General features: G+C 67.5%; 26 protein-coding genes and 2 pseudogenes. 10 read left to right on the top strand and 18 right to left on the bottom strand.

What is annotated here, in order from left to right; all coding sequences use genetic code 11:
- Nucleotides 1-71: 71 nt before the first annotated feature.
- The 3 genes from DQW50_RS04885 (at nucleotide 72) to DQW50_RS04875 (ending at nucleotide 2,399) form a co-directional block, all read left to right on the top strand.
- Nucleotides 72-758 (top strand): helix-turn-helix domain-containing protein, encoded by a 687-nt coding sequence (locus DQW50_RS04885; RefSeq protein ID WP_112078179.1) that lies wholly within the window; start codon nucleotides 72-74, stop codon nucleotides 756-758.
- A 221-nt stretch (nucleotides 759-979) separates the two neighbouring features.
- A complete protein-coding gene (locus DQW50_RS04880) occupies nucleotides 980-1,351 on the top strand; it encodes an Hsp20/alpha crystallin family protein (protein WP_112078178.1) in 372 nt (123 codons plus the stop codon).
- 121 nt (nucleotides 1,352-1,472) lie between these two features.
- Nucleotides 1,473-2,399: a DMT family transporter gene (locus DQW50_RS04875; protein WP_112078177.1), complete on the top strand. Its 927-nt coding sequence runs from the start codon at nucleotides 1,473-1,475 to the stop codon at nucleotides 2,397-2,399.
- A gap of 12 nt (nucleotides 2,400-2,411) precedes the next feature.
- Here DQW50_RS04875 and DQW50_RS04870 read toward each other — a convergent pair whose 3' ends face one another.
- The gene (locus tag DQW50_RS04870; protein ID WP_112078176.1) at nucleotides 2,412-2,882 is read right to left on the bottom strand and encodes a peroxiredoxin; all 471 of its coding nucleotides are present in this window, start codon (nucleotides 2,880-2,882) and stop codon (nucleotides 2,412-2,414) included.
- Nucleotides 2,883-3,033: 151 nt separating this feature from the next.
- Here DQW50_RS04870 and map point away from each other — a divergent pair, with 151 nt between their 5' ends.
- The gene (map, locus tag DQW50_RS04865) at nucleotides 3,034-3,942 is read left to right on the top strand and encodes a type II methionyl aminopeptidase (protein WP_112078175.1); all 909 of its coding nucleotides are present in this window, start codon (nucleotides 3,034-3,036) and stop codon (nucleotides 3,940-3,942) included.
- 73 nt (nucleotides 3,943-4,015) lie between these two features.
- Here the strand turns inward: map and DQW50_RS04860 are convergent, their stop codons facing one another.
- The 7 genes from DQW50_RS04860 to DQW50_RS04830 all read right to left on the bottom strand — a co-directional run bounded on the left by DQW50_RS04860 (nucleotide 4,016) and on the right by DQW50_RS04830 (nucleotide 8,987).
- Nucleotides 4,016-4,450 (bottom strand): type II toxin-antitoxin system VapC family toxin, encoded by a 435-nt coding sequence (locus DQW50_RS04860; protein WP_112078174.1) that lies wholly within the window; start codon nucleotides 4,448-4,450, stop codon nucleotides 4,016-4,018.
- Nucleotides 4,447-4,722 carry a hypothetical protein gene (locus DQW50_RS04855; protein WP_112078173.1) on the bottom strand — a complete coding sequence of 92 codons (276 nt, stop codon included), beginning with the start codon at nucleotides 4,720-4,722 and terminating at the stop codon, nucleotides 4,447-4,449. Before DQW50_RS04855 ends, DQW50_RS04860 begins: the two co-directional genes overlap by 4 nt.
- A gap of 107 nt (nucleotides 4,723-4,829) precedes the next feature.
- Complete coding sequence (locus DQW50_RS04850; RefSeq protein WP_112078172.1) at nucleotides 4,830-5,951, bottom strand: ATP-NAD kinase family protein; 1,122 nt, start codon at nucleotides 5,949-5,951, stop codon at nucleotides 4,830-4,832.
- 276 nt (nucleotides 5,952-6,227) lie between these two features.
- Entirely contained in the window at nucleotides 6,228-6,914 is a 687-nt protein-coding gene (locus DQW50_RS04845; RefSeq protein WP_112078171.1) for a molybdopterin-binding protein, read from the bottom strand.
- A gap of 64 nt (nucleotides 6,915-6,978) precedes the next feature.
- Nucleotides 6,979-7,755 (bottom strand): DUF5803 family protein, encoded by a 777-nt coding sequence (locus DQW50_RS04840; protein ID WP_112078170.1) that lies wholly within the window; start codon nucleotides 7,753-7,755, stop codon nucleotides 6,979-6,981.
- Between the two features lie 12 nt (nucleotides 7,756-7,767).
- Nucleotides 7,768-8,463: a DUF2110 family protein gene (locus DQW50_RS04835; protein WP_112078169.1), complete on the bottom strand. Its 696-nt coding sequence runs from the start codon at nucleotides 8,461-8,463 to the stop codon at nucleotides 7,768-7,770.
- Complete coding sequence (locus DQW50_RS04830) at nucleotides 8,463-8,987, bottom strand: transcription factor (protein WP_112078168.1); 525 nt, start codon at nucleotides 8,985-8,987, stop codon at nucleotides 8,463-8,465. The genes DQW50_RS04835 and DQW50_RS04830 overlap by 1 nt, the downstream gene beginning before the upstream one ends.
- Before the next feature lie 115 nt (nucleotides 8,988-9,102).
- Between DQW50_RS04830 and DQW50_RS04825 the strand changes: the two genes are divergently transcribed.
- Complete coding sequence (locus DQW50_RS04825) at nucleotides 9,103-10,092, top strand: hypothetical protein (protein ID WP_112078167.1); 990 nt, start codon at nucleotides 9,103-9,105, stop codon at nucleotides 10,090-10,092.
- A 46-nt stretch (nucleotides 10,093-10,138) separates the two neighbouring features.
- On the opposite strand, the gene DQW50_RS04820 is transcribed toward DQW50_RS04825, so the two are convergent.
- Entirely contained in the window at nucleotides 10,139-11,617 is a 1,479-nt protein-coding gene (locus tag DQW50_RS04820) for a PAS domain-containing protein (protein ID WP_112078166.1), read from the bottom strand.
- A gap of 73 nt (nucleotides 11,618-11,690) precedes the next feature.
- Between DQW50_RS04820 and DQW50_RS04815 the strand changes: the two genes are divergently transcribed.
- Nucleotides 11,691-13,145, top strand: coding sequence for an ATPase domain-containing protein (locus DQW50_RS04815; protein ID WP_112078165.1), 1,455 nt, complete (start codon nucleotides 11,691-11,693; stop codon nucleotides 13,143-13,145).
- A 69-nt stretch (nucleotides 13,146-13,214) separates the two neighbouring features.
- Here the strand turns inward: DQW50_RS04815 and DQW50_RS04810 are convergent, their stop codons facing one another.
- Complete coding sequence (locus tag DQW50_RS04810; protein ID WP_112078164.1) at nucleotides 13,215-13,850, bottom strand: tRNA (cytidine(56)-2'-O)-methyltransferase; 636 nt, start codon at nucleotides 13,848-13,850, stop codon at nucleotides 13,215-13,217.
- A 170-nt stretch (nucleotides 13,851-14,020) separates the two neighbouring features.
- Between DQW50_RS04810 and DQW50_RS04805 the strand changes: the two genes are divergently transcribed.
- Nucleotides 14,021-15,082 (top strand): phosphoribosylaminoimidazolesuccinocarboxamide synthase, encoded by a 1,062-nt coding sequence (locus DQW50_RS04805; RefSeq protein ID WP_112078163.1) that lies wholly within the window; start codon nucleotides 14,021-14,023, stop codon nucleotides 15,080-15,082.
- A gap of 704 nt (nucleotides 15,083-15,786) precedes the next feature.
- Here DQW50_RS04805 and DQW50_RS04800 read toward each other — a convergent pair.
- The 5 genes from DQW50_RS04800 to DQW50_RS04775 all read right to left on the bottom strand — a co-directional run bounded on the left by DQW50_RS04800 (nucleotide 15,787) and on the right by DQW50_RS04775 (nucleotide 19,446).
- Nucleotides 15,787-16,266, bottom strand: a complete 480-nt coding sequence (locus DQW50_RS04800) for a hypothetical protein (RefSeq protein ID WP_112078162.1) — start codon at nucleotides 16,264-16,266, stop codon at nucleotides 15,787-15,789.
- On the bottom strand, nucleotides 16,263-16,757 hold the full coding sequence (locus DQW50_RS04795; protein WP_112078161.1) for a phosphopantetheine adenylyltransferase: 495 nt from the start codon (nucleotides 16,755-16,757) through the stop codon (nucleotides 16,263-16,265). The genes DQW50_RS04800 and DQW50_RS04795 overlap by 4 nt, the downstream gene beginning before the upstream one ends.
- 127 nt (nucleotides 16,758-16,884) lie before the next feature.
- Nucleotides 16,885-17,487 (bottom strand): winged helix-turn-helix domain-containing protein, encoded by a 603-nt coding sequence (locus DQW50_RS04785; protein ID WP_241964339.1) that lies wholly within the window; start codon nucleotides 17,485-17,487, stop codon nucleotides 16,885-16,887.
- Between the two features lie 63 nt (nucleotides 17,488-17,550).
- Complete coding sequence (locus tag DQW50_RS04780) at nucleotides 17,551-18,642, bottom strand: glutamate--cysteine ligase (protein ID WP_112078160.1); 1,092 nt, start codon at nucleotides 18,640-18,642, stop codon at nucleotides 17,551-17,553.
- A gap of 303 nt (nucleotides 18,643-18,945) precedes the next feature.
- Nucleotides 18,946-19,446 (bottom strand): halocyanin domain-containing protein, encoded by a 501-nt coding sequence (locus tag DQW50_RS04775; protein ID WP_112078159.1) that lies wholly within the window; start codon nucleotides 19,444-19,446, stop codon nucleotides 18,946-18,948.
- Nucleotides 19,447-19,640: 194 nt separating this feature from the next.
- Here DQW50_RS04775 and DQW50_RS04770 point away from each other — a divergent pair, with 194 nt between their 5' ends.
- A complete protein-coding gene (locus DQW50_RS04770) occupies nucleotides 19,641-20,237 on the top strand; it encodes a hypothetical protein (RefSeq protein WP_112078158.1) in 597 nt (198 codons plus the stop codon).
- Nucleotides 20,238-20,273: 36 nt separating this feature from the next.
- On the opposite strand, the gene DQW50_RS04765 is transcribed toward DQW50_RS04770, so the two are convergent.
- Nucleotides 20,274-21,419 carry an acyl-CoA dehydrogenase family protein gene (locus DQW50_RS04765; protein WP_112078157.1) on the bottom strand — a complete coding sequence of 382 codons (1,146 nt, stop codon included), beginning with the start codon at nucleotides 21,417-21,419 and terminating at the stop codon, nucleotides 20,274-20,276.
- A gap of 131 nt (nucleotides 21,420-21,550) precedes the next feature.
- Here DQW50_RS04765 and DQW50_RS04760 point away from each other — a divergent pair.
- A pseudogene (locus tag DQW50_RS04760) lies at nucleotides 21,551-22,342 on the top strand (RIO1 family regulatory kinase/ATPase); the annotation flags it as partial.
- Between the two features lie 160 nt (nucleotides 22,343-22,502).
- Here the strand turns inward: DQW50_RS04760 and DQW50_RS04755 are convergent.
- Nucleotides 22,503-23,378 (bottom strand): DUF5821 family protein, encoded by an 876-nt coding sequence (locus tag DQW50_RS04755; RefSeq protein ID WP_112078155.1) that lies wholly within the window; start codon nucleotides 23,376-23,378, stop codon nucleotides 22,503-22,505.
- Nucleotides 23,379-23,585: 207 nt separating this feature from the next.
- Between DQW50_RS04755 and DQW50_RS04750 the strand changes: the two are divergent.
- Nucleotides 23,586-23,794, top strand: a pseudogene (locus DQW50_RS04750) (Lrp/AsnC ligand binding domain-containing protein); the annotation flags it as partial.
- A gap of 182 nt (nucleotides 23,795-23,976) precedes the next feature.
- Here DQW50_RS04750 and DQW50_RS04745 read toward each other — a convergent pair.
- On the bottom strand, nucleotides 23,977-25,149 hold the full coding sequence (locus DQW50_RS04745) for a tubulin/FtsZ family protein (RefSeq protein ID WP_112078313.1): 1,173 nt from the start codon (nucleotides 25,147-25,149) through the stop codon (nucleotides 23,977-23,979).
- Between the last annotated feature and the right edge of the window lie 558 nt (nucleotides 25,150-25,707).

Raw genomic sequence — 25,707 nt, 5'->3', positions numbered from 1 at the left:
TCGCAGCGAGGAGCAGGTTATCCCTTCGCTACGGGGAACAAGTTATTCCTTCCCGCGCGCATCCTCCGGACATGCGCGAAGTGACGCTCCGGATCCGCCACAACGGCACCCCCGAATGCGTAGCCAGTGCCCGGTATCCGGAGGTGACTCTCCGGTCCGTCTCCTCCATGACCGGCCGGAGCGCGGAGCGGAAACGGATCATCGAACTCCGGGGACCGGGCGACGATATCGAGGGCTTCCTCGACGTGTTCCGCGAGGCGGACTCGGTTCTCGAAGCCGAGCCGCTCTCGCCGCTCGACGTCTATCCCGTGTACGTGGCGCTCGTCGTCGACGCCGACCGCTGGGACAGCATCGCCGAGCGGCTCTCGGACCTGGGGATCCACTATCGGACTGGGACCACGATCAACGCGGGGATCGAGCGGTGGACGCTGTATCTGGACCCCGACGACGACCTCGCTGGCGTGATCCGGTCGCTGGAGGAGGGAGGTAACGACGTCGAACTCGCCCGCAACGTCGAACTGTCGGAGATCGAACGCCCGCCGGGACTCGATTCCACCGGCTACCTCGAGGACCTCACGCGCCGTCAGCGCGAAGTCCTCACGACCGCGATAGGGATCGGGTACTACGAACACGGCGGCGACGTCGGCCTCGAGGCGATCGCCGACGAACTCGACCTCGGCACCACCACCGTCTGGGAACACCTCTCCCGTGCGGAGGCGAAGGTGATGGCCGGGGTCGTCGACCGACTCGACGTCTGAATCTGGCCGGAGTCGTCGACCGACTCGACGTCTGAACCTGGCCGGGGTCGTCGACCGACTCGACGTCTGGACCCGGTCGACGGCCCCCATACACCGATCGACGCGTTCCGTCGCCACGATCGGCACTTTTCGCCGCTATGTCATTCGTTAATACATAACAAATTTCGTTACATATTTATAGAATCGCAACCATACCATCGGATGGGTTCGAGGTGGTTGACATGGCTCTCCCACGACCAGCCAGCAAGTGGACCGGAGGCATGGACCTGCCAAGCAGACTCTTCGAGCGCGCCGGCAGTAACGACTACGAACTGTACGAGCAGGACGACGAGTTCGTCCTCACGGTCGAGCTCCCAGGGTTCGATCCCGAGGAACTCACCGTCTCGTGGGACGACGGCATGTTGAACATCGCCGGCGAACATGAAGACGAGTTCCGCGACACCCGCCGGACGTACCACCGTCGGTTCCGGTTCCCCAAGACGGTAGCCGAAGACGACATCGAAGCCGGGTACGAGAACGGCGTCCTCACCGTACGGCTCCCGATCGTGTACGACGCTGTGGTGAGCGGCACCGAGATCGAGATCGAGAGCTGACGGGGGCACTCCCCGTCCGACCTGCCGCGTTCTCCTCTTCGGCGTTCGACGCGACCGGGATTCACCCCGTTCGCTGACCGGAACGGACACCGATATACGGGAGGCCGCCGTCCCCACCGACGTGTCCAGGTACCGAGACGTCCTCCTGTTCTTCGTGCTCGCCACCCTGTGGGGCGGCTCGTTCGTCGCCATCGAGGTCGGGCTGGCGTACTACCCGCCCGTGTTGTACGGGGCCTACCGGTTCGACATCGCGGCGCTGGTCCTCGTCACGTACGTCCTCCTGACGGATCGGAACCCGTTTCCACGGACGCGCGGCGACCTCGCCGCGATCGGGCTCAGCGGCGGGTTCAACGTGGCCGCCAACAACTCGCTGCTCTTCACCGGGCAACAGTACACGACGAGCGGGATCGCCGCGATCACCTACAGCCTCGTCCCGATCGTCACCGCGGCCGTCGCGGCGATGTGGATCGGTGAATCGAGCCTCGATCTACGGGGAAGCGTCGGCGTCGTGCTCGCGTTCGTCGGCGTCGGGCTCGTCGCCCAGCCCGACCCGGCGAACCTGACCGGGGGGGTGACGCTCGGGGTGGCGCTCATCTTCGTCGGCGTGATCGCCGTCTCGTTCAGTAGCGTCGGGCTTCGGGTCGTACAGACGACGTTCTCGAGCGTCGCGCTCACCGGCTGGGCGATGCTGTTCGGCGGGCTCCTGATGCACGGGCTCAGCCTCGGACTCGGCGAGGGACAGCGGCTCCCCGCGACGGAGCTCCCGGCGCTCGTCGCGTTGGGCTTCCTCGGTGTGCTCTCCTCGGCCGTGGCGTACACGATCTACTTCACGCTCCTCGACCGGCTCGGCGCGTTCGAGATCAACCTCGTCTCCTACGCCGTCCCCGTGGTCGCGACGGTCGCCGGGGCGGTCCTCCTCGCGGAGCCGGTGACGGCGACAACCGTCGTCGGGTTCGTCGTCATCATCGCCGGCTTCGGGCTGGTCAAACGCCACGCGATCGCCGAGGAGGTGCCGAGGCTCGTCTCGCGGGTCGGCGGGTTCTTCTGACCGAGGACGTCCCTACCGCTCCTCGAGCGACGCGACGTCCGCGAGGATCTCCGCGGCGTGGTCCTCCGGGGAGACGCCCTCGTACGCGAGCGCGATCGTCCCCTCGTCGTCGACCACGTACGTGTTCCGGAAGACGCCGTCGAAGACGTTCCCGAACATCTCCTTTTCACCGTAGGAGTCGTACGCGCTCGCGACCTCGCCGTCCGGATCCGAGAGGAGGTCGAAGGGAAGACCGTAGTCGGCCGCGAAGTCCGCGAGGTCGGCGACGGGGTCGTCGCTGATCCCGAGTACCCGCACGCCGGCGTCCTCGAAGGCGTCCCACTCGTCGCGGAAGCTACACGCCTCGGTGGTACAACCGGGCGTGTCCGCCCGCGGGTAGAAGTAGACGACCGTGTAGGTTGCGTCGGTCCCGGCGAGGGGGACGGGCTCGCCGTGCTGGTTCTCGAGCGTGAACGTCGGGGCGTCGTCGCCGGGGTCGAGCATACCGTCCGTCGAGCCGGTGTCGGCTTATCGGCACCGATCCGGTCCGATCCGACGACGAGATGCCGAGTTGCGTCACGGCGACCGGTCCGCCCCCGTCCGACGACCGACCGGTCCCGCAACCTCTTTGCGGGCCCTCGACGAACCTGACGGTATGAGTCACGGACCCCTCGACGACGACGCGGTCGAGAGCTACCGGGAGGCCGGCGCGGTGCTGGTCGAGGCGATGAACGAGGCCAGAGGGATGGTCGAACCGGGCCGAAGCCAACTCGAGGTCGCCGAGTGGGTGGAGGACTTCGTGCGCGAGGAGGGGGCGGGGCTCGCGTTCCCCGTCAACCTCAGCGTCGACCCCGAGGCGTCCCACGCGACCCCGTCCCGCGACGACGACACCGAGTTCCGCGAGGAGATGGTGTGTCTCGACGTCGGCGTCCACGTCGACGGCTACATCGCCGACGCGGCCGTGACCGTCGACCACACCGGCAACACGGAACTGGTCGAGGCGGCCGAGATGGCGCTGGAGGCCGCGATCGACGAGGCGGGCCCGGGCGTCGAGGTCGGCGTCGTCGGCGAGGCCATCGAGGACGTGATCCGCGGGTACGGCTACACGCCGGTGCTCAACCTCTCGGGACACGGCGTCGAGCGGTACGACGCCCACACCGGGCCGAACGTCCCGAACCGCGGGGTCGACCGCTCCGTCGAGCTCGAACCCGGACAGGCGGTCGCCATCGAGCCGTTCGCGACCGACGGCCGCGGCAAGGTCGGCGAGGGAACCGACGAGGAGATCTACGAGCTGGAACGCGAACGGAGCGTCCGCGACCGGCGGGCGCGACGGGTGCTGGAGGAGATCGCCGAGTTCGACGGCCTCCCCTTCGCCGCCCGGTGGCTCTCGGACGATCGGTCGGAAATGGCGCTCCGACGGCTCAAGCAGGCGAACGTGATCAAGGGGTACCCGGTGTTGAAGGAGGCCGACGACGCGCTCGTGAGCCAGGCGGAACACACGCTCCTGGTCACCGAGGACGGCGTCGAGGTGACGACCGCGGGCATCCACGACTTCGACGGATAGCTACCGAGTCAGAGATACGGGAGGCGTTCCGATGAAAAGGTGGGAGGGAACCCGACGTGAAGCCGGTGGGTCGCTACACCGTCGCGGGAGCCAACCGGTCGACGAGCCCGTCGAAGTCGTCGTCGAAGCTGAGCACCGCGTCGATACCGTGGCCCTCTACGAGGGCGACGGTCATCGCGTCGGTGAAACTGAGGCCATGGTCGGCGTACTGCTCGAAGCGTTCGACCGCTTCGCCGAAGACCGGACGTGACGCGTGCAGGATGTCGATGGCGTCCGGAAAGGGGTCGACGCCACGAACGCGTCGACCGAGTTCGATCGCGTCCGCCATCCGACCGGTACGGCGGTACGTGAGCGTCACCGATTCGTCGTAGACGTAGTCACTCGTCATCACGTGGCCGTAGTCGGCGGATCGGAGAACCTCGGTGAGCGCTTCGGTCGCGACGTCGTGCCGACTCGCGTCGAGGTCGTGATGCGCGTAGAACACCCCGGTATCAACGAAGACGCTCATCCGTATAGGATCTCGTCGATCTCGTCCTCATCGGTCTCGACACCCGAGGAGATCGTGCCCGAATCGAACCGGTCGATCTCGTCCGCGGACAGTGCCTCCGTGCCGTCACGGAAGCTATCGATGAATTCCGTTCGCGACTCGATGGCGGAGTCGACGAGGCGTCCCAGGATCTCCTGCTGGGTGGCCTTCCGTCCCGTCCTAAGCTTGATTTCAGCCTGTAACTCCTCGAGCTTCGACTTCGTTTCCTCGTCCATCCGTACGGCGGTTGCCATATTCGTAGTTGAGTATTTAACAGAGTTAATGTTTCGATTAGATGGGTCGTCGGTGCCGGATCGATCGGGGTCGACACGGATCCGTCCTCGGGGAGCCGACGGAACTCCTACACGATCTTCATCATCCGCGTCTCGAACTTTCCGACGCGCACGCGAACCCAGCCCGATAGTTCGTCGTCGAGGTCCGGGTCGTCGGTGTCGACCCGGAGCACGCGCACGTCGTCGAGTTTCGCCCGGGAGGCGACGACCGTCACGTCGCACTCGCGGATCACCGCGGGCGAGAGCTGTGGGTTCCCGCGCCCGAAGACGAACCCCTGCCCGCCGATGGGCGAGACGACGATCACGTTCTCCTCGCCGAGCGCGTCCAGGATCTCGGACTCCGTCGCGTCGCGGACGACCACCTCGCCGTCGCGCCAGACGTCGACCCCGATGGGCGAGGGCTCGAACCCGAGCTCGGCTTTGATCGCCCCGACGGTCGACCCCGGCCCGAGCACGTAGGTGACCCCCTCCCCCTCGCGCGCCCGGATGTCGTCGGCGACGCCCTCCGCGAGCGACTCGACGGTGCCGCTCGCGGTCTGTTTCGACGACTGGAGGTCCTCGGCGACGGGGACGTGTGCCACCCCGCGGAGTTCGGGGTGAACCTCTCCCTCGCGATAGGCGTCCTCGTCGATGTCCATCACCTCGCGGCGTTCGGTCCGCGAGAACGTCGCTGTAACCTCCGCGGCGTCCTCCGGCGAGACCGCGAACACCGACGAGTACACCTTCACGCCCGCCGGGACGCCGAGCATCGGCGTGTCCGTCCCCTCGAGCGCCGTGGTCACGTCGGCCGCGGTGCCGTCCCCGCCGACGAACAACACGAGGTCGACGCCCGCCTCGAGGAAGGCGGCCACCGCACGGCGGGTGTGTTCGGCGGTCGTCTCTGGCGCGTCGTCGAGCGAGCCGTCGGTCGGCCCCGACGTCACCGACCGGTCCCCGTCGAACGGGTCGACGACCCGGGCGGGCGAAAAGCCCGCCTCGCGGACCACGGACTCGCCCATGGGGTCCGCGACCGTCGAGACCGTCGTCTCGGGCGCGACCGCGGCGAGCCGCTCCATCGCCCGCCCCGCCCGGTCGGGCGCGCGCGGTTCCGCGCCGCGCTCGCGCGCCTCCTCCACTTTCCCGTCGGTTCCCTTCAGCCCGACGCGACCGCCCATTCCGGCGATCGGGTTCATCACGACGCCGACGTGCATACCCGACGTTACGGCGGCGCGCACTTAACGGGTCGTCGACCGCGGGCGGCTTGCCGGGCGGTCGGGTCGTGTCCGGTCGTCGAAGATCAAGCTTTAAGCCGGGACCCGGACAACCTCCGTCCATGATACTGTCCGCCGTTCAGCCCGAGCCGCTCCCGATCGAGGCGACCGCGCTTGCCGTCCTCGCCATCAGCCTGATCGTCACCGCCGTCTGGGTCGCCTACCTCGCACGCTGACCCGGATTCTCGACACCGTTTCCTCACGTCCGCTCCGGTCTCACTCGACCAGTTCCGCGCGGTCCCGAAGCCACGCCGCGGCCCGCTCGGCCTCGGCTGGGTCGTCGGCGGTTATCTTCACCCGCACGTTCTCGCCGGGGTACGATCCGACGCGCACGTCGAAGCGCTCTCTGAGTTCCGAGAACCGGTCGATGAGGGTACTCTCGGGCTCGTCGACGGCGACGACGACGGCGTGGGTCGGGACGCCGTCGAACTCCGTCTCGACCCGCTCGAACATCGCTTTCATCTCCGCAGGGACCCCCGGCAGTACGTAGACGGACTCGACGACAGCGCCGGGTGCGACGCCCGCTTCGTTGGCGAGCGGCCGACAGCCGGCGGGGAGGTGTGTCGTCCCCGCGATGAGGTCCTCGGCGCTGTACCCCCGCTCTTCGAGCCACGCGGCCGCCTCCTCGTTCTCGACGACCTCCCGACCGAAGGCGGCGGCGACCGCCTCCATCGTCACGTCGTCGTGGGTCGGGCCGAGCCCGCCGGTGACGACCACGGCGTCATACTCCGCGTGGTACTCGTTGACGATTCGGGCGATCTCTCCGACCTCGTCCGGGACGACGGTCACCCGCCGAACCGGGACCCCCCGGTCCGCGAGTCGGCCGCAGAGCCAGGTCGCGTTCGTGTTCTCCGTGTCACCGACGAGGAGTTCGTCCCCGACGGTGACGATCGCGGCGTTCATGTCCGATCCCACGCGGTGGCGATTCAAAAGGTCGCCGGGGAGCAGTGGCCGGATCGACGGGGGATCACAGGAAGCCGTCGTCGTCCTCGTCGTCGTACACGCCCAGTCCCATCTCGCTACGGCGCTCGCGGAGCTCCTCGAGCTGGCGTTTGAACCGGAGCGTCCCCACGATCGCGACGAGGATCGCGATCGCGAGGATCCCGCCGAACACGACGAGGTCGGTCTCGCGGTACGCCTGGACGACGATCGACCCCGTGACCTCTTCCCAGACGATCCGGTCGCGATCGCCGACCGTCTCGACCTCGTAGCTCCGCGGCGAAACGTGGCCGACGATCGGGAAGTCGGTGCTGAACCCGGGCGGGAGCGTCACGGCGTAGGAGCCCTCGACGTACGCCAGCGACGTGAACCGACGGGGGGAGCCGTCCCCCGAGAACGCGACCTTCCCGCCGTCCATGTCGTCGGCGAGGCGGACCCACGTCTCGTCCGTCGTCCGATCGACCTCACCGCCGCGGGCACGGAACTCGCTTCCGGTCACCACCTCACCGTCCGGGTACTGGTACCGGAACGCCTCGAACTCCAGCGGCTGGTCGCCGGTGTACGGGGTCTGCCGGTACAGGCGGAGCTCGTCGCGGCCGGAGACGTCGTAGACGACCGTGTACGTCGCGTCCGTCGAGAGGTCGAAGGCCGCGTCACGGTCGGTGTCGAAGTCGTACTCGCGCGGTGGCTCGGCGTCGAGCGTCTCGTTCGTGACCTCGCCGCCGCCGGTCACGTAGCCGAGACAGCCGGCGCTCGCGGCGAGCAACGCGACCAGCGTCACGGCGAGGGCGAAGCGTCGGTTCACGCTCGAGCCACCTCAGACGACACACCGCATCTCCGCCGGGAGATACGAGCCGATGGCGGCCAGCAGTCCCGGCGGGTCGGTTCCCTCGGCACAGACGACGCTCTGTTCTAAGAGCCCCAACCGCTCGACGGTGACGATGTCCTGCGCGTGGCCCGCCCGGTTCACCGTCGCGCGGACCTCCCCCCGGGTCGCGGAGTTGACGTTCAGCCGTCCCGGTCCCCGCTGCCAGTCGTAGAGCCGGTCCCGCTCGGCGTCGGCGAGCCGGTTCGGATCGGCGTCCGGGTCGCCAGGACCGCCGCCGTAGACGAACCGCATCGGGAGGTGCTGGACGAGGCCGAACCGCTCGACGACCTGCTCCGGAGAGCCGACGCCGAGGCCGAGTTCGTCGGCGGGGACGCGAACGTCCTCGCCGGCGTCGAGGACGAACCCGTCGGCGTCCCACGACTCGAGGGTACCGACGTACGTCTCGCCGGCGATGAGCCCCCCGTCGTGGGCGACGACCTCCCCCCACGTCTCCGCGAGGACGTTGCGGGCGACGGTGGCGTCCTCGCCGGTCACGTCCACCTGGACGAACCCGTCGTCGCGGACGCCGACCGTCCAGTCGACGGCGAGTTCGCCCACGTCGTTGCCCACGAGCGAGTTCATCCCGTCGAGCGCGCGGTCGCGAGCGCCGCCCTCGACGTAGCACTTGGTCGCGAGGACGACCATCAGCCGGTCACATCCGCGTTGAGTTCGTCCCGGAGCTCCTCGAGACGCATCGACATCGCCTCGCGGAGCCGGTCGTTCTCCATCGCGTCGAGCGGCGACCCACACTCGGGACACTCGAAGCCGAAGTCCATCGCCTCGCCGAACTCGAAGCGGAGCGAACACACCTCACAGAGGTAGAACTCGTGGGTTCGCTCGTACTCCTCGCGCTCCTCCAAGGCGTCGAGGAGCCGGTACATCTCCTCCTGGAGGTTCTCCGGGATGTTGTCGTAGTGGAACGTCCAGAGGTACGTCAGCCAGCCGGAGTCCTCGTCGCGGACCCGCCGGTAGGTGGCGAGGTCGTTCTCGTAGAGGATGAACAGTGCGCGGCGGACGTCGTTGAGCTCCAACCCGAGCTCCTCGGCCAACTCTTCGTCGGTCACCTCGCCGTCCGGGGGCGCGGCCGCGACCGGCATCCCCGTCGGTCCCACGAGTTCGTGGAGGTACTTCTGGATGACGGGGTCGTTCAACAGGTCCTCAAAAGCCATTACGGAATTATGGCGGCGGAGCGGGGTTAAAAGCTCCGAAAGGGACCACGACCTCGGTCCCGATCTCAGCCCGCTCCGCCAGAGCTATACGCCGCCCAAGTCACGGGGTTCGCGTATGAACTCCGGTCGGATCGAACGGGCGTCCGCGATCGAACGGGCGTCCACAGTCGTCGGCGCGCTCGCGCTCGCGGTCGTCCCGGTCGTCATCGCGGCGGTCCCGATCGTCCCGCTCGCGTGGCTCCTCGACGTCGGCGGCGTCCTCGTCGGACTGGACGTCGGCGGGGTCGTCGTCGGCCTCTTCACAGCCGTCGTTGTCGGGCCCGCGGTCTCGGCCGTGCTCGGGCCGGTCCTTGTCGATCGGCGGATCGATCGGCTCCCCCCTGCCGACCTCGACGACCGCCCCGCGGCGTTCGTCGACTCGCGCGTCGACGCGATAGCGGAGGCGGTCGGGATCGATCCCCCGCCGGTCACGGCCGTCCGGGCCGAGGCGGCCAACGTCGCCGTCGCAGACGGCTACCGGGGGCCGCGGCTCGTCGTCTCCACGCGGCTCCTCTCGTTGCCGGCGGGGGACCGCGACGCCGCGTTGCGTCACGCGTTGGTCCGACTACGCACGCGGGAGGCGGGGTTCACGACCGCGGCTCTGCCCGGCCTCGTCGTCGTCGAGACGGTGACGCTCGTGGCGACCCTGCTCGTCGGCAGGCGGACCGACCGGAACCCCGCCGACCGTCGAGTCAACCGGATCCACGGGTACGAGCCCGACCGCGAACGGATCCCGGCACCCGCGTACGCCGTCGTCGGCCTGCTCGTCTGGATCGTCACGCTCCCGGCGTGGGTCCCGGCGGTCGTCGGCGACCGCCTGTTCGTCGCCGGTCGCCGGCGCGCCGGCGACGTCGCGGTGGCTCGCGTCGGCGAGGCGGAACGCGCCGGGCTCGCGAACGCGGTCGCGTTCGCAGGCGAGGCCGCCGGCGCAGGGGACTGGCCGCCGCTCTTCGACCGGCTCTCGCTCGTCTCGATGGCCGACGACGAGACCGGCCGGGTGCGCGGGACGAGCCGACAGGAGGCGCGGATACGGCTCGCGAGACTGCGGTCGAAACGGACGCTCTAGGGGGCTCGGGAGGTCCCGACTCGTCGATGGCGACAGTAGTCGATCCTCACGGCTCCGCCGGGACGGACAACCGAACGGTCGTTCCACGTCCCTCGCGGGTGGACAGGGAGAGGTCGCCGCCCAACGCGTTCACGACCCAGTACATCATCCAGATCCCGAGCCGGTCAGCGTGCTTCAGCGAGGTCTCACCTCCCTTGAGCACGTACGTCTCATCGTCCGGGATACCGGGCCCGTCGTCGACGATCTCGATCTCGATCCACTGTGACACCGGACGATCGACCCGGATCTCGACCGACGGGTGCGGGTCGTCGTTGTGTTTGATCGCGTTATCGATCCCCTCCTCGATCGCCGTCAACAGTCCGGTTGCGGTCACCTCGAGCGGGTCGTCTGCGGTAACGGACAGGTCGATCCTCGCCTCCGGATACCGTCCCTCGAACGAACTCACGAGCTCAGAGAGCCGGTCGCACAACGCGATCGGGGGACCCGAGGGATCGGTCACGGACAGCGTGTGGTCGGTCTTCCGTACCGCCTCCGCGATCCGCATGAGGTCGTCCGCCGTCTCGGAGATCACCTCGAGCGGCTTCCGATACTCGTCGCCGAGCTCCTCGCGGAGGAGCTCCGCGTACCCGTCGATGAGGTTCATCTTGTTCCGGAGGTTGTGGTCGAGCACCCGGTTCATCACCTCCAGTCTCCGCTCGCGGATCTTCCGGTCGGTGATGTCAGTCTGGAACCCGACGTAGTTCGTGACGGTCCCGTCCTCGCCACGGATCGGCGCGACCGTAAGCCGGTTCCAGAACTTCCGGCCGTTCGCCCGGTAGTTCAGGACGTCCACGGAAACCGGTTCCTCGGCGTCTATCGCCTCCCGGATCGTCGCCCGCGTCTCATCGTCGGTCTCCTCGCCCTGGAGGAACCGGCAGTCCTCGCCGAGCATCTCCGGTCCGTACCCCGTCAGCCGTTCGAACTCGGCGTTCATGTAAACCAGCGGATCGTCCCCCGATCCCGGCTCCGCGAGCGTGATCCCGACCGGCGCCTCGTCTATCGCCCGATCCTTCAATTCGAGTTCCTCGACGGTCTCCGTGAGGAGGCGTTCGCGCTCCGCGAGCCGTCGAGAGGCCTCCCGCCGTTCGACCAGGTTCGTGATTCGGGTCGCCAGTTCGGCGCGTTTCACCGGGAGGTCGATGACGTCGTCTACGCGGTCCCACGCGTTCTCCACGTATCGGTCGCTCCGTTCTTCGGGTATCAACAGGACGAACGGGAGGAAGGCCGGCTCCGCGCGCTCCCGTCTCGACTCGATCGCGTCCGCCGCCCGTCGGAATCCGTCCACGTCGAGGAGACAGCAGTCGTAGACCGACTCGAGCGCCGTCACGTCCGTCGCCGTCTCGATCCGGTACCGGCCGGACAGCGCCGCTTCGAGTAGCTCGCGGTCCCGACCCGGCCGTACGAACAACAGCAGAGTGGACGAGTCCCCTGATTCGGAGGTGCCGTGGCTCGCTCCCGCCTCGACGTCCTCGGAACCCGATCCCATGTCCAATAAAAGGAGCGTCCACATCCACTAAGCATTATCCATTTATATAACCGCCCGCCGAAGGGTCTACGGGATGTCACCACCACTGCCCGAGCGACTCTCAACGGGCGTCGCTGGCCTCGACGAGGTCCTCGCCGGCGGGCTCGTTCCGGAGCGGAGTTACATGATCAGCGGGCGGGCGGGGAGCGGAAAGACGATCCTCGGCTTTCACTTCCTCGCCGAGGGCGTCGAACACGACGAGACGGCCCTCTTCATCAATCTCGAGGAGGACCTCGACGACCTGACGGCGAACGCCACTGCCCTCGGGTTCGACACGGACTCGATCGACTTCCTCGATCTGAGCCCGAGCGCGGCCGTCTTCACCGACGGGCAGTCCTACGAGGTGTTCGCTCCCTCGGAGGTCGAACGGGAGACACTCACGGAGCGGATCGTCGAGGGTGTCACGGCGGTCGACCCGGACCGCGTCGTCGTCGACCCCCTGACGCAGTTGCGGTTCCTGACCGACGACGACTACCAGTTCCGCAAACAGGTCGTCGGATTCATGCGGTTCCTCAAGGAGCGGAACGCGACCGTGCTGTTCACCGTCCAGGACACGTCGTCGATGCCGACCGACGACCTCGAGTTCATCACCGACGGGACGGTCGTGTTGGAAACCGAGCTGTACGGCAAGTCGATTCGGGTGCCGAAGTTCCGCGGGTCCTCCACGCAAGGCGGCGATCACGCCTACCGCATCACCGACAGTGGGATCGAGGTCTATCCGGCCCTCCAGCCGGGCGAGCACGTGGGCGAGTACGACCTCGAGACGGTCTCCTCGGGGATCCCCGAGATCGACGAGCTGCTCGCGGGCGGGATCGAACGTGGGACCGTCAACATCATCAGCGGTCCGACCGGCGCCGGAAAGACGACGCTGTCGACGCAGTTCATGAAGGCGGCCGCCGAGCGGGGGGAGCGCTCGGTCATCTACCTCTTCGAGGAGACGAAAGGGACGTTCCTCACCCGGTCGCGGGCGGTCGACATCCCCGTCGACCGGATGATCGAGAAGGGAACCCTCCAGGTGAACGAGGTGGAGGCGTTGGAACGGTCGCCCCAAGAGTTCGCTCGGATGGTTCGCGAGGAGGTCGAAGGGCGGAACGCCGACATCGTGATGATCGACGGGATCGCGGGGTACCGCCTCACGCTCCGGGGGGAGGACGACACGATGCTCCAGCAGATGCACGCGCTCGGACGCTACCTCAAGAACATGGGTGCCACTGCCATCTTCATCGACGAGACGCGGAACGTCACCGGCGAGTTCCAGGCGACGATGGAGAACGTCAGCTACCTCGCGGACAACATCGTCTTCTTGCGCCACCTGGAGGTACACGGGGAGATGCGGAAGGCGATCGGCGTATTAAAGAAGCGAACCAGCGACTTCGAGCGGACGATCCGCGAGTTCCGGATCACGGAAGACGGGATCACGGTCGGCGAGCCGATGTCGAACCTGCGCGGGATCCTGGGTGGAACGCCGGAGGTCGTCGACCGGCAGTAGGGACGGTGTGACTCCAAAGACGAGTGCTGACTGTCGGAGCCTCGTCGCCCGTTTCGGTCCTGGGTCCGCTCACCGCTCGGAGTGGCCGTCGTCTTCTTCGTCCACGTCTTCGCCCGCACCCTCCGCGTCGACCACGGTCTTTCCGGTCGCTTCGGGCACCACGCGGCGGTCGGCGTCGACCCACTCGCGGTCGAGCTCGTTGCCCTCGAAGAACCGGTCCAGGAAGACGGCGAGGCCGGCGACCTCCGAGTGTGGCTGGTTGGTCACGCCCACGTTGAAGTCGGCCCGCTCGTAGAGCGCCCACGGGACCTTCTCGCCGCCGACGACGACGAGGAGGTCCCGCACGTCGCCGGGTTCCCCGTCACTGCGGACCGCCGTTCGGACCGCCCCCTCGACGTCCTGGATCCGCTCGCCGTACATCGTGAGGTGGACGACGACCCCCCTCCAGTTCCGGACGATCGCCCGCTGGTCCTCCCGGAGCTCGACGCCGAACGGGCCGCCGAACCGGTCCGTGACGCCTCGAACCGTCTCGGCCGACTGGCCCGCGTTGTCCGGAAATATCACCCGGTCCGCGCCGAGCGCTCGCGCGGTCAGGCCCACGTGCGTCGTCATGCGGTCGTCCCGTCCGGGTCGGTGACCGTATCGGAGGACGACGACCTCTCCCGTCCCGGATGTCTCCTCGCCCGTCCCGTTCGTCTCGTTCATACGTCCACCTGCGATGGGAGGGTGTGAGGGACTTTCGATGCCGATTTCCCGACTTTCCGACACCTCCGTCTCCCCAAACCGATCCATCGATGTGGATCGATACGCTCGCCGGGTCACCGAGGTGACCACGTAACTGAAAGATTCATTTGGGAGGCGGCCGCGGATCCGGTATGACGAGCGTCAAGGAGTTCCGCGTCGTCGAGCCCGCGACCCCCGACGACCTCGGTCGTGGTCGGTTCGCGTTCACCGACGCCTATTCCGTGTTCGACTGGGGACGGATGCCGGACGCGATCCCGCGGAAGGGTGCGAGCCTCTGTGTGATGGGCGCGTTCAACTTCGAACGGCTGGCCGACGCTGGGGTCCCCACGCACTACCGTGGCGTCGTCGACCCCGTCACCGTCGAGTCGGGGGACGACCCCGAGGACGCGGTCGTCCCCCTCGCGGAGGCCGGCGCGCCGCCGACGGAGATGGCGATCGAGTTGACCCAGGTCCCGGACCTCTCGTACCGCGGCCCCGAGGCGGGGTACGACTACGACGTCTTCCACGCTGACGGCGGGGAGAACTACCTCGTCCCCCTGGAGGTCGTGTTCCGCAACACGGTCCCCGTGGGGTCCAGCCTCCGAAGCCGGCGCGACCCGTCCGACTTCGGTCTCCCCTTCGAGGAGTGGCCGGCGGAGTCGGTCGACCTCCCCGACCCGGTCGTGGAGTTCTCGACGAAGTACGAGGAGCAGGACCGGTATCTCTCCCGTGCGGAGGCCGACCGGATCGCCGGTCAGGCCGACGTCGACGCGCTCGCAGACCTCGCCCGCGACGTGAACCGGGTCGTCACCGACCGCGCGGAGGCGGCCGGGTTCGTCCACGAGGACGGCAAGATCGAGTGTCTCTACGTCGACGGCGAGCTCCGCGTCGCCGACGTGGTCGGCACCTTCGACGAGAACCGCTTTTCGTACGACGGCCAGCAGGTCTCGAAGGAGGTCGTCCGCCAGTGGTACAAACGCGCCGACCCCGAGTGGGTCACAGCGGTCGGCGAGGCGAAGGCGGCGGTCGCCGACCGCGACACCGCCGACTGGCGCGAGCTGTGCGAGGCGGAACCGATCGACCTCCCCGGGGACGTCCTCGAGGCGGTCTCGGCGATGTACGCCGCCGGCGCGAACGCCTACACCGGGAGCGAGTGGTTCGACGCGCCCCCCGTCGACGAGGCGGTCGCGACCGTCCGGTCGCTGGACGGGTAGGGAGTCGCTCGCCTGGAGGGTCGAAACACGAACAACGACCGGCAAGGATTCCGCAGTGTTCAGGTCGATCGAACTGAATGCCGTCGATCACCGTGCCAACAACTGGTACGTTCCGTCTCTATTGAAATCTGCTACAAGTGATATGTTTTGGCTCGGTCGTAGTTAATACAGGGAAATCACGGATCGCTCAATACAGATGAAGGAACGAACGATCGCGGTGGCGCGCCTCCGAGCGCCCTCCGGGCGCGAGGAGCCCGCGAGGGAGTCGGCCGGCCGGAGCGAAGCGGAGGCCGGGCGACGAGGCTGGGGAGGTGTGAGGTGCGGTGCTGTGCGGGGCGGGGCGGGATTCAAAGGGGCAGTCACGAGGCGGGCGCAGGCGACGTAAGCACCGCAGGGAGCGAGCAACGCGAGCGACTGAGGAGCACAACGAGCGTGCGCCCGCCTCGTGACTGGGGCTTTGGACGCGTTCACCGAAATCGCGCTCGCTACCCTGTAGAACCGAGCGACTGGGGCTTTGGACGTGTTCACCCTGCCAGCAACGATCCCGTTCTACTTACCCCGATCTCGATCGAAACGACCGTACCATTAGCAGTCTTCAGCGACCAGCTGTTTCAACGATAACGTGTTTGATGAATAGGATTTCAACAGCGCCCACGTTCCCCGAACGGAACGCCGTGGCCCTGCGTTCCTACCGGCGGGGACGGTCAGTCGTCCACGGGTTCGGAACCGGCGTCCGCCTCGGCCCCCCGGTCGCCCACGACCCTCAGCCCGTGGCCGACGGCGTAGCCGACGCCGCCGACCGCGACCGCCCCGGCGAGCGCGAGCGCGAGCGGCTCCACGAGAGCGAGGGCGGTTCCGACGGTCCCCCCGCTCCCCGGCCCGACCGTGATCCCGCCGCCGGCGACGAGGCGTATCTCGGGCCCGGAGCGACCGAGAAGGGCCCCCGCGACCGGCCCGTACGCGAGGAGGGCGCTCGGGAGCAGTCCGCCGCCGACCCGCGCGAAGCCCGCGACGCCGACCGCGGCGACGGCCACGCAGGCGACCGCGACGGGCGTCGGAGCGAGCGGCGCGGCGGGGGCGACGGCGTCGACCGCGAGGAACGCGAGCGCGAACCCGGTCGCGCTCCAGACGGCCGCCCGCTCGAAGCCCGCCTCGCCGAGGAGGAGCCGCGAAAGTCGTGTCATTCGGGTCGCGTCGCACCCCGCCCTTCGCGGTCGGGAGTGAGGTTCCCGTGTTCGTCGATCTCGCCAGCGACGATGCGCGTCGAGGAGATCCGCTCGCCGTCGACGGCGGGGACGTGGTCGACGACGACGACCTCCAGGGGGTCGTACCCGCGGGAGTCCCGGATCTCGTTGATCCGCTCTCCACCGTCCTTCGTCTCGGGCGAGACGATCAGCGCGTCGAACTGCGGCTCGACGGCGATCCCGGTCGGCTCCTCGAGCCGTCTGACCGTGAACTCCCGGTCGTACTCCTCGGCGAGGGGGGCGAGTTCGGCCTCGAGGTCGCGCTTCCGTCCCTCGTAGGGACGGACGTACCGCTCGACGTGTCTCGTCTTCGGGGCGAGCTCGTCGGACGTCAGGCCGACGGTCACGTCACCCAGCTCGAACGCCCGTTCGAACAGCTTCCGGTGGCCGTCGTGGACGGGGTCGAACGTGCCGCCGAGCGCGACGTTCATGTCGGTGGGTTGCGCGGGCAGAACTTAAATCATCCCGAACCGACGGCGCCGTCGTCGGATCGGCCGCCGACCGGCTCGGTGGCTCGGTGGCTCGGCGGCTCGGTGACTCGATGGCTCGGTGGCTCGGTTACCGGTCGGCTGTGTCGTCGTGGGACGGGTCGTCCCCGTCGTCCCCGTCCGTCCCCTCGTCCGCGCCGGCGACGGAGATCTGGACCGGTTCGTCGTCGCCCTCGGTCGACTCCCCGCCCAGTCGCCGGTCGAGGTTGAACACGGCGTTGAGTTCGGCCTGGACGTCCCCGACGACGCCACGGACCAGTTCGCTCGGCGCGATCGCCTCGTACTCGTACGGGTTGTTGCCCGCGCCGTCGGCCTCGCGTTTCCCACGCGAGACGGTTCCCTCGTCGTGAAGCTCCGCGAGCGCTTCCCGGACGGTGCTCGGGTAGAGGCCGGTCCCGTCGGCGACCTCGTCGCTGGTGCTTTGTGGGTTCTCGCGGAGATACACGTAGATCCGCGCGCGCGTCTCGGTGTCGAGCAGCCACGCCAGCAGGTCCACGACGTTGTCGTCGAACCCCTTGACCGCCTTGTCGGCTCCCTCGCCGAGCCGCTCGCGCGTCCGTCGAAGCTCCTCTTTGGTCCGTTCCGTGGGCGATCCGTCGTCCCCGGCGTCGCCGATGTCCCCCTCGGCGTCGCCGACGGCGTCTCCGCGTTCGGCGTCGTCGTCCGTGGTCATGTCCGAGACTTCGCTCCGTGCGCGGAAAAGGGTTTCTCGTCGCTTTCGTTCCGACGGAACCGGTCAGGCGTCGTTCAACACGAGGTCCGCACACAGGGCGTCGAGGCCGCCCTCCTCGTGGATCCGCCGCTGTCGGTCGGTCCCGCTCTCGGCGTCGTACACGTCCCGGATCCCCGTCACTCCCAGGCGGTCGCACTCCTCGTCGACGACCTCGCCGAGGGTCACCGTCCCCTCGCCGTCGCGCGTGACGAACGACGCGTCGTGGCCGTGTCGGATCGCGCGCCACTTGTTCTCGTCCAACAGCTCGCGTCGGAGGGTCGGGTCGGACTCCCGATACTCGCCGTCGTCGTACCGCTCCGCGAGGTCGACGACGAGCGCGTGGACGAACTCGACGAACGCGAGCGTCCGTTCGGGGTCGCGCTGGGCGTCCGGCGCGCGCACCTCGACGGTGCCGTGGCCGGTGTGCGGACGGACGTCGAACCAGAGTTCGCCGCGGTCCTCGATGGAGCCCTGCTCGACCATCCGACGCTCGAACCGGTCGAACGCCTCGAACCCGGAGAACGCCGAGGGTACTCCCGTGTTCGGGAGGTTCTCGAATATCTTTGCCCGTGCGGACGCCAACCCGGTGTCGTAGCCGTTCCAGAACGGCGAGTTCGCCGACAGCGCGAGCAACACCGGGCAGTACCAGCGGAGGCGATTCGCGATCCACACCGCCTTGTCCGCGTCGTCGACGCCGACGTGGACGTGGAGGCCGGCGGTCGTGTTCCGGTGTTGGGGGTACTGGATCCGGTCGAGCTGGGAGCGGTACCGCGGCTTCTCCGCGTGGTCCAGCTCGCGCCACTTCGCTGCCGGGTGTAACCCCGCCGCCGCGATCCGGTAGCCGTCCGCGGCGGCGTGATCGACCAGCGCCTCCCGGACCGTCGAGAGCGCCGACCCGGCGTCGGCCGGGTCCTCGATCAGTTCCGTCTGCGCCTCGATCGTACACTTGAACAGCTCGTGGTCGAACCCGTTCGGGACGGTAGCAGGGGGCTTACGGCCGTACACGAGGTCGTCGATCCCGGACGTCGGCCGACCGTCGGCGTCCACGATGTAGAACTCCTCCTCGATGCCGAGCGTCCCCATTCGGTCGAACGCGTCCCGCGAACCGAGTTCCATCACGCCTCCGTTCCGACCGTACAGTCTTATAAGGAGCGGAAGGCGGCACTGTCGTCCCCGATCGGTCCGGTGGGACTGGTTTTCGAGGCGGGACGGGTTTTTGACGAAACGTGTGGCAGACGAAACGTGTGTCACCGGACCGACCGACGAGCCGACAGCTCGACGACGAACGAACGGTGAAAACCGATCCGGCGATGGTAGTGCGGTTCACGGCGACCGCCCCCGGACGGCCTGGAACCCCCGGTGCCGACCCAGTCCTGCAGCCTCGACCACCCGACGACCGCGACTACTCGGCGACCGCGACTACTCGACGACCTCGATCGCGCCGTGCATCCCGTTGGACTCGTGTGGCGTACAGTAGTACAGCTGGATCCCGGCGTCGTCGAATGACTGCTCGAAGGTCTCGCTCTCGTCGTCGACCGCGTCGCCGCTGTCGAAGTCCGACGCGGAACCCTCCGCGGAGGCGACGTTGTGTGCGCCGCCCTCGCCTGTCCACTCCCAGACGACGGTCGTTCCGGCGTCGATCCGGATCGCGGCGGGATCGAACGCGAACCCGACGTCGCCGGCACCCACGTCTACGGCGACCTCGTCCTCGCCGGTGTAATCGAGGAGCGCTCCGTCGTAGAGCCGCGCCTCGTTCTCGGTGAGGTAGTCGTCGATCTCGCTCGGCACGTCGTCGATCGTCTCGGCACCGTCCCCGCCGTCGCCACTGTCACCGCCGCCCGAACAGCCCGCGAGCACGCCAGTGGTCAACGCTGTACCGGTTCCGACGACGTACCGGCGTCTAGACAGTTTTCGTGTCATCGATCGATCGTAGGGTCTACAGACATACAAACCCCTTGATCGCTTTCGGTTGATGGCAACGCTCCGAGTCGGACTATCCGTTCTCACACGAATCAACGTGACAGATCGACTGACAACGGATCGATGGCCCGAAGACCGACAGGCGATCGTGATCGAAACGGACGCTTAAGCGCCGCCGCGTCCTCGGTGACCCCATGCGGGAGGACGACCTGGCGACGCGGATCGTCGATCACTACGAAGCCACCCACGACGACCCCGAGATCCGCCTGGAGGAGCCGTACGACGCGGAGGGTCGACGCGGGGTCGCCGACGTCTACGTTCGGCTTCGCTCCCCGGAGCGGGTCGACCACGTCATCGAACTCAAATCCGATGCCGCCGTGCGCCGCGCCACCGGCGCGAACGAGGTCCTCAGGCAGTACCGCCGGATGGAGCGCTACTTCCACGCTGACGATGCTCATCGGCTCCGCCCGAAACTGGGTCGGGTCGGCCCGGGCGCGCGCTACTGTCTGTTCTTCGCGCCGACGCCGACGTGCGTCTACCACGTCGCGACCCACCGGACGCTGTACGGTTCCGTCGACGGGGCCGGAACCGTCGGCGACGTGCCGACCGCGCGGATCGTCGGCTTCCTCACCGGCCTCGACGGCGACCCCGCCGACCTGGGATACCTCTCGGTCAACGGCGAGGCCCAGTTCGGTTCGCCCGCGTTCCTCGAATCGGTTCCGGACGGGTCACGGCTCGAAGCGAGCCTGCGGGCCGTCGACGACGACCTCGTCGCCTACGGGGACGAGTGAGCCGTCACGGCGCTCGCGACTTCCGATGACCGCCGGTTAGAGGCCGAGCTCCCGGCCGAGTACGACGTGTTGGATCTCGCTCGTCCCCTCGCCGATCTCCATGAGCTTCGCGTCGCGGTAGAACCGTTGGGGGGCGAAGTCGGTGGTGTAGCCGTAGCCGCCGAGCGTCTGGACGGCCTCCTCCGCGACCTCGCGGGCAGTCTCGCTGGCGTCGAGCTTCGCGAGCGCCGACGCGCGGGTGACCGGCTCGCCCGCGTCGTATCTCGTCGCCGCCTTGTGGGTCAACAGCCGCGCGCGCTCGATCTGGCGGTACATGTGGACGACCTTGTCGCGGATCGCGTCGAACTCCGCGATCGGCTTGCCGAACTGCTCGCGCTCGCCGGCGTACTGCTTGGCGGCCTCGTAGGCCCCCTGTGCGAGCCCGACCGACAGCGCGGCGATGGAGATCCGGCCGCCGTCGAGCGTCGCCATCGTCTGCTCCCAGCCGTCGCCCTCCTCGCCGAGCAGGCGATCGGTCGGGAGACGGAGGTCGTCGAACCGGATCTCACAGGTCGGCGAGCAGTTGAGTCCCATCTTCTCCCAGACGGTCGTGACCTCGAAGCCGACGTCGTCGGGATCGACGATGAACGTCGAGATCCCGTCGTAGCCGGCGTCGGGGTCGGTGACCGCCTTCACCAGGACGCTGTTCGCGACGTTGGCGTTCGTGATGAACTGTTTCGTCCCGTTCAGGACGTACTCATCTGCGTCGGGGTCGTACTCGGCTGTCGTCTCCATGCCGGAGGCGTCGGACCCGCTCCCCGGCTCCGTCAGCGCCCACGCACCGATCCCGTCGCCCTCCGCGAGCGGCCGGAGCCACGCCTCCTTCTGTGCGTCGGTGCCGAACGCCTCGATCGGCTTCGCGCCGAGGGAGGTGTGGGCGGCGTACGAGAGGCCGATCCCGCCGGAGACCCTGCCGAGCTCCTCGGTCACCAGCGCGTACATGAGCTGGTCGCCGCCGAGCCCGCCGTACGCCTCGCTCACCGGGACCCCCATTACGTCGAGGTCGGCCAGCGCCGTGAAGGTCTCCTCGGGAAACCGGTGTTCGTCCTCGATCTCCTGGGCGATCGGGCGGATCTCGGACTCACAGAAGTCCCTGACGGTGTCCCGTATCATCCGGTGTTCCGCGGGGGGCTCGAACTCCATGGACCGAGGTTTTCCCGCTGTGAGCATAAACGACACGACGGTCTCGATCGATCGGTTCGGAACGGAGGGGAGGGTCCTGACACGGATCGCTCGCGATCCTTTATCAGTCGCGGACGCGTGGACCGGTACGTATGGAGTTCCGTCGACTCGTCAGGGGGACCGCGAGCTGGCCCGAGCTGGAGGGGGTCGTCCGCGAGTTGGCGGACCGGTACGACCGCGATCAGGTGCGCGTCGAATTCCTCGACGCCGACAACTGGCTGTCGATCCCGTTCGTGATCGACGACGACCTCTTCGTGAAGGTGATCACGCGCCAGAACACGCTCGTCCACACGCTCTTCACCACCGGCCGGAACCTCGGGGCCTTCTCGGCCGGCACCGAGGGCTTCTTCGAGCGCCACGAGACGCCCTACGAGATGGCCCGCCACGAGCTGGAGGCCACCCGAAAGGTCCGGGAGATCGGCGTGAACGCGCCGGAGCCGATCGAGGCGTTCGAGGTGGACGGGTTCGGCGTCCTCGTGTTGGAGTACCTCCCCGAGTTCCGCACGCTCGACGCGATAGACCACGAGCGGGAGCGCGCGCTCGCGCCTGAGCTTTTCGGGACGCTGCGGCGTATCCACGACGCCGGGCTCGCACACGGGGACGTACGCGCGGAGAACGTCCTGGTCCTCGACGGGGAGATCTACGTGATCGACGCGACGAACGTGAGCGAGGACGGCCGGGCGGACGCCCGGTCGTACGACCTCGCGAGCGCGCTCGCCGCGTTGGAGCCGCTCATTGGCGCGTCGGCCGCGATCGACGCGGCGCTTACGAGCTACGACCCCGGAGAGCTACTCGCAGCCAGCCGGTTCCTCGATTTCGTCGCGATCCGCCCGGACCACGACTTCGACACCGCCGAACTCAAAGGCGAGATCGAAAAGCGCGCGACTGCCGACCGGGAGACCAGCGGGGATCCCCGGGCCGAAGCGGACTCCGGGACGGGGATCCCCTCGGAGGCCGATCGCTCGACGTAGCCGTCGAGCCGCGTCGACCGACGTAGACGACCCCGTGTGATCGACGCGGACGACCCGATGTGACCGGCGCGGATCACTCCCCGAGGGACTCCCGTATCGCGTCGGCGACGCCCTCGAGTGGCGGACGCTGTAGTCGACCGGTGGCGACGACCCGCTCGCGCGGGCGACCGACCGGCCGGGGGACCCGCTCGGTCTCGACGAGCCCGGCGTCGATCAGGCGACGCTTGATCCGGGTGAACGTGGAGGGGCTCCCAAGCCCGGCGTCCTCACAGGCGCGTCGGAGGGTACGGTCGTGTACCCCGTGGCGCGCCCCGACGGCGTACGCGCGGGTTCGCGGGCCGACCGGGTGGTCCGCGGACAGGGCCGGGCCCGGATCGAGCAACCGGATCACGTCGCCGGCGACCGCCCCGGAGGATCGCTCCCGGAACGCATCGTACACGCGGCGACGGCTCGGCGTCCGGAGCCGATACGGGTCGGCGTTCGTGACGACCGCCGCGTACCGGTCCCGAAGCCGCGGGTCGTCCCCGACGCGGTACCATCGTACCGCGTCACTGGCCGCCTCGACGAGGACACACCCCGTCGCGTCGCCGGCAAGGATGACGTTCGGCTGCGGCTCCGCCAGCGCCAGGGGTTCGACCGCCTCCGCGGCTGTAAGCCCAGCGAGGCGGGCCGCGTCGCGAAACCCGTTCGTGACCGACTCGAACGCCGTGGGGGTCGCGAGCACGGTGAGCGTGGGCAGGTCCGCCGGGGCTGAGACCGCGTCGGGATCGCGGTCGGCAACGACCCGAAGCGCCCGGAGGTCGGGATCGACGAGGTCCGGGGCAGTCTCGCGATACGCCTCGACGACCGCCGACAGCAAGGCCGGATCCGGGTCGACGAGCAGCGGGTCCGCGAACGATCCGATCGAGAGGGAGCCCTCGGCGGTCGGGATCGACGGACCGAGGGACATGGTCCACCCTTCGCGGCGATCGGATTAAACGCGACGGTGGCGGGCCATCGACCCGCACCGACCCCGAGGGAGGGTGAAGACGTCCCGGATCGGTCACTCAGGGTCGAACTCGAAGCCCAGTGTCGAACCCACCTCCCGCGAACCGGCGGCATGGACGAACGCGACGTGCGGCTGGTGAAGGCGATCTCGGACCTCGGGACCAGTCCGGAGGCGTTCTTCACGGTGGGCGAAACCGACTTCGTCGTCATCGCCCAGCTCTCGTCGTCGGACACCGTCGAACGGCTCATCAGCGAGTTCGAGGCGATAGACGGCGTCGAACGCACCAACTCGACGTCACGATCGGGACCCTCCGCGACGAGTCACGCGCGCCGGCGACGTACGAACTCGACACGCTGATCGAGGAGCTGACGGAGTAGCGCCGTCCGAACTGCGTCATGCGAACGGGGAACGCGAACGTTCCACCCGACCACCACGGGGGAACAGAAAACACAGAACTATCTTCAGGACGGCACCGGTTCCGGTGACCCGTTAACAACGAGTATTTCTAGCGGATACGTGAATGCCTCGAAAATGACAGTAAAGATAGGCCACTACAGCCTCAAAACAACGACTCCAACTCTCCGTCACTATTCATGAGATCCGAGAAGCGATCCCTACTTTCGTCTGTGATCTCACCGATGTTCTCTTGGGCTTCGATCGCGACTTGCTGGAGCTCTTTCACCCGCGGGACGTTTGTTACGCCTCCGAGTAACACGAGTGCTGCGACCGTTCCTTCCCCACGTCGTGGATAGTCACCACCACGGACCTCCATCGATCCGGTCTGTTCTTCGAGCCACTTGCGACCGTGTTCGATCCCCTTCCGGTTGAGATACTCTGACGGTCCAGCGACAATAAGCAACGCCCGCTCAGTACCGTTCACCTCACAGGGCAACGTGAGCCGACCGAGCGTCGCCTTTCTGACGAGGCTTGTGATCCGGTTGGTAGCCTCCGTACTGTCGATCCCAGCATCCGCGTTATCACGAAGCCGCGAGAGCAACCCCTTCCGCTCCGGTTCGTCCACCGCCACATCCGCGTAGCCCAGCGAGGAGATCCCGCCACCCTTGAGCGTGTTAATGATCTCCGAGGAGTCGACCACACTCTCGGCGACATCGCTTCCTTCGGCCACCTCGCCCGCACTGAAGAGCACGCCAAACCGTTGGACTAGTTCTTCATTGATCGCGTCGAACCCTTCTCCAACAGACTCGCCCGAGGTACGCCAGGCGTCGTTATCGAACAGCATGAGGTTGTCCACCTCATCGACGAACGTTTTGAGCGAGCGTGCGGCATTCAAGGTGTAGATCCCACCTTCGTCACTGCCAGGCAGAATGCCCAGCCCATACACGGGTTCAGTGTAGATCCGCTTGAGGTTCTTAGCGATCACGGGCGCCCCGCCCGAACCCGTCCCACCCCCGAGCCCCGCGATCACGAGGAACGCGTCGATCTCGTGAACCGGCACTGAGTCGAGCGCCCCCTGGATCTCGTCGATGTCCTCCTCGGCGATCTCCGCGCCCAGTTCGTTATCCGCACCCACACCGTGGCCCTTCACGCGCGACTGCCCGATCAGGATCCGACGGTCTTCCGAGAGCTGGTCGAGTCCCTGAAGGTCTGCTTTCGCCGTGTTGACGGCGATGGCTCCATGAACGACATCCGCCCCCGTTCGCGCGTCGTAAGTCAAAAATTCGTCGACAACCTTCCCGCCTGCCTGTCCGATCCCGATCAATGCGAGTTTCATGTGAACACACTTCGTGAACATACGCGGGAAAGGTGCTTAAAGCTTGGAATATTGAAACAAACGGAGATACGTGGCGTCTCTGGAGTGAGAGTAGGTCCACGCGACCCATTCGCGGGTTTGAAGCGATATCTACAGAATCACTCAGTATGAAGGATAGTACAGTGGATTCCTATTCTTCAGATACCGTATCGACTGAAACAGCTGGTCGATGAGAACTGCTAGTAGTACGGTTGTTTCGTAAGAGATCGGCTTGATCGGAACGAGATCGTTGCTAGCGGGATGAACACCTCCAAAGCCCCAGTCGCTCGGTTCTACAGAGTAGCGAGGACGATTTCGGTGAACACCTCCAAAGCCCCAGTCGCGAGGCGGGCGCACGCTCGTTGTCGTTCGAAAGGCGCGCATGCGCGCCTTTCGTGAATGACGAGACGCCAAAGGCGTCTCGAACCACGCTCCTCGTCACTCGCTTCGCTCGTTTCTGCGGTGCTTACGTCGTCATCAGAACACAGTGCGTTCTGATTGGCTCACGAGAGCTCTGCTCTCGTGAACGCCTGCGCCCGC

Origin of the sequence: Halorubrum sp. 48-1-W, assembly GCF_003287355.1 — an archaeon.
Lineage (GTDB): Archaea > Halobacteriota > Halobacteria > Halobacteriales > Haloferacaceae > Halorubrum.
Note: the sequence above shows the minus strand (reverse complement) of the source record. Positions and strands in the feature narration are given on the sequence as shown.

Excerpts from the sequence above, each read along its gene's own strand:
- DQW50_RS04885 (WP_112078179.1), top strand. The coding sequence starts at position 72 with ATGCGCGAAGTGACGCTCCGGATCCGCCACAACGGCACCCCCGAATGC.
- DQW50_RS04880 (WP_112078178.1), top strand. The coding sequence starts at position 980 with ATGGCTCTCCCACGACCAGCCAGCAAGTGGACCGGAGGCATGGACCTG.
- DQW50_RS04870 (WP_112078176.1), bottom strand. The coding sequence starts at position 2,882 with ATGCTCGACCCCGGCGACGACGCCCCGACGTTCACGCTCGAGAACCAG.
- map (WP_112078175.1), top strand. The coding sequence starts at position 3,034 with ATGAGTCACGGACCCCTCGACGACGACGCGGTCGAGAGCTACCGGGAG.
- DQW50_RS04860 (WP_112078174.1), bottom strand. The coding sequence starts at position 4,450 with ATGAGCGTCTTCGTTGATACCGGGGTGTTCTACGCGCATCACGACCTC.
- DQW50_RS04855 (WP_112078173.1), bottom strand. The coding sequence starts at position 4,722 with ATGGCAACCGCCGTACGGATGGACGAGGAAACGAAGTCGAAGCTCGAG.
- DQW50_RS04850 (WP_112078172.1), bottom strand. The coding sequence starts at position 5,951 with ATGCACGTCGGCGTCGTGATGAACCCGATCGCCGGAATGGGCGGTCGC.
- DQW50_RS04845 (WP_112078171.1), bottom strand. The coding sequence starts at position 6,914 with ATGAACGCCGCGATCGTCACCGTCGGGGACGAACTCCTCGTCGGTGAC.
- DQW50_RS04835 (WP_112078169.1), bottom strand. The coding sequence starts at position 8,463 with ATGGTCGTCCTCGCGACCAAGTGCTACGTCGAGGGCGGCGCTCGCGAC.
- DQW50_RS04830 (WP_112078168.1), bottom strand. The coding sequence starts at position 8,987 with ATGGCTTTTGAGGACCTGTTGAACGACCCCGTCATCCAGAAGTACCTC.
- DQW50_RS04825 (WP_112078167.1), top strand. The coding sequence starts at position 9,103 with ATGAACTCCGGTCGGATCGAACGGGCGTCCGCGATCGAACGGGCGTCC.
- DQW50_RS04820 (WP_112078166.1), bottom strand. The coding sequence starts at position 11,617 with ATGGGATCGGGTTCCGAGGACGTCGAGGCGGGAGCGAGCCACGGCACC.
- DQW50_RS04815 (WP_112078165.1), top strand. The coding sequence starts at position 11,691 with ATGTCACCACCACTGCCCGAGCGACTCTCAACGGGCGTCGCTGGCCTC.
- DQW50_RS04810 (WP_112078164.1), bottom strand. The coding sequence starts at position 13,850 with ATGAACGAGACGAACGGGACGGGCGAGGAGACATCCGGGACGGGAGAG.
- DQW50_RS04805 (WP_112078163.1), top strand. The coding sequence starts at position 14,021 with ATGACGAGCGTCAAGGAGTTCCGCGTCGTCGAGCCCGCGACCCCCGAC.
- DQW50_RS04800 (WP_112078162.1), bottom strand. The coding sequence starts at position 16,266 with ATGACACGACTTTCGCGGCTCCTCCTCGGCGAGGCGGGCTTCGAGCGG.
- DQW50_RS04795 (WP_112078161.1), bottom strand. The coding sequence starts at position 16,757 with ATGAACGTCGCGCTCGGCGGCACGTTCGACCCCGTCCACGACGGCCAC.
- DQW50_RS04785 (WP_241964339.1), bottom strand. The coding sequence starts at position 17,487 with ATGACCACGGACGACGACGCCGAACGCGGAGACGCCGTCGGCGACGCC.
- DQW50_RS04780 (WP_112078160.1), bottom strand. The coding sequence starts at position 18,642 with ATGGAACTCGGTTCGCGGGACGCGTTCGACCGAATGGGGACGCTCGGC.
- DQW50_RS04775 (WP_112078159.1), bottom strand. The coding sequence starts at position 19,446 with ATGACACGAAAACTGTCTAGACGCCGGTACGTCGTCGGAACCGGTACA.
- DQW50_RS04770 (WP_112078158.1), top strand. The coding sequence starts at position 19,641 with ATGCGGGAGGACGACCTGGCGACGCGGATCGTCGATCACTACGAAGCC.
- DQW50_RS04765 (WP_112078157.1), bottom strand. The coding sequence starts at position 21,419 with ATGGAGTTCGAGCCCCCCGCGGAACACCGGATGATACGGGACACCGTC.
- DQW50_RS04755 (WP_112078155.1), bottom strand. The coding sequence starts at position 23,378 with ATGTCCCTCGGTCCGTCGATCCCGACCGCCGAGGGCTCCCTCTCGATC.
- DQW50_RS04745 (WP_112078313.1), bottom strand. The coding sequence starts at position 25,149 with ATGAAACTCGCATTGATCGGGATCGGACAGGCAGGCGGGAAGGTTGTC.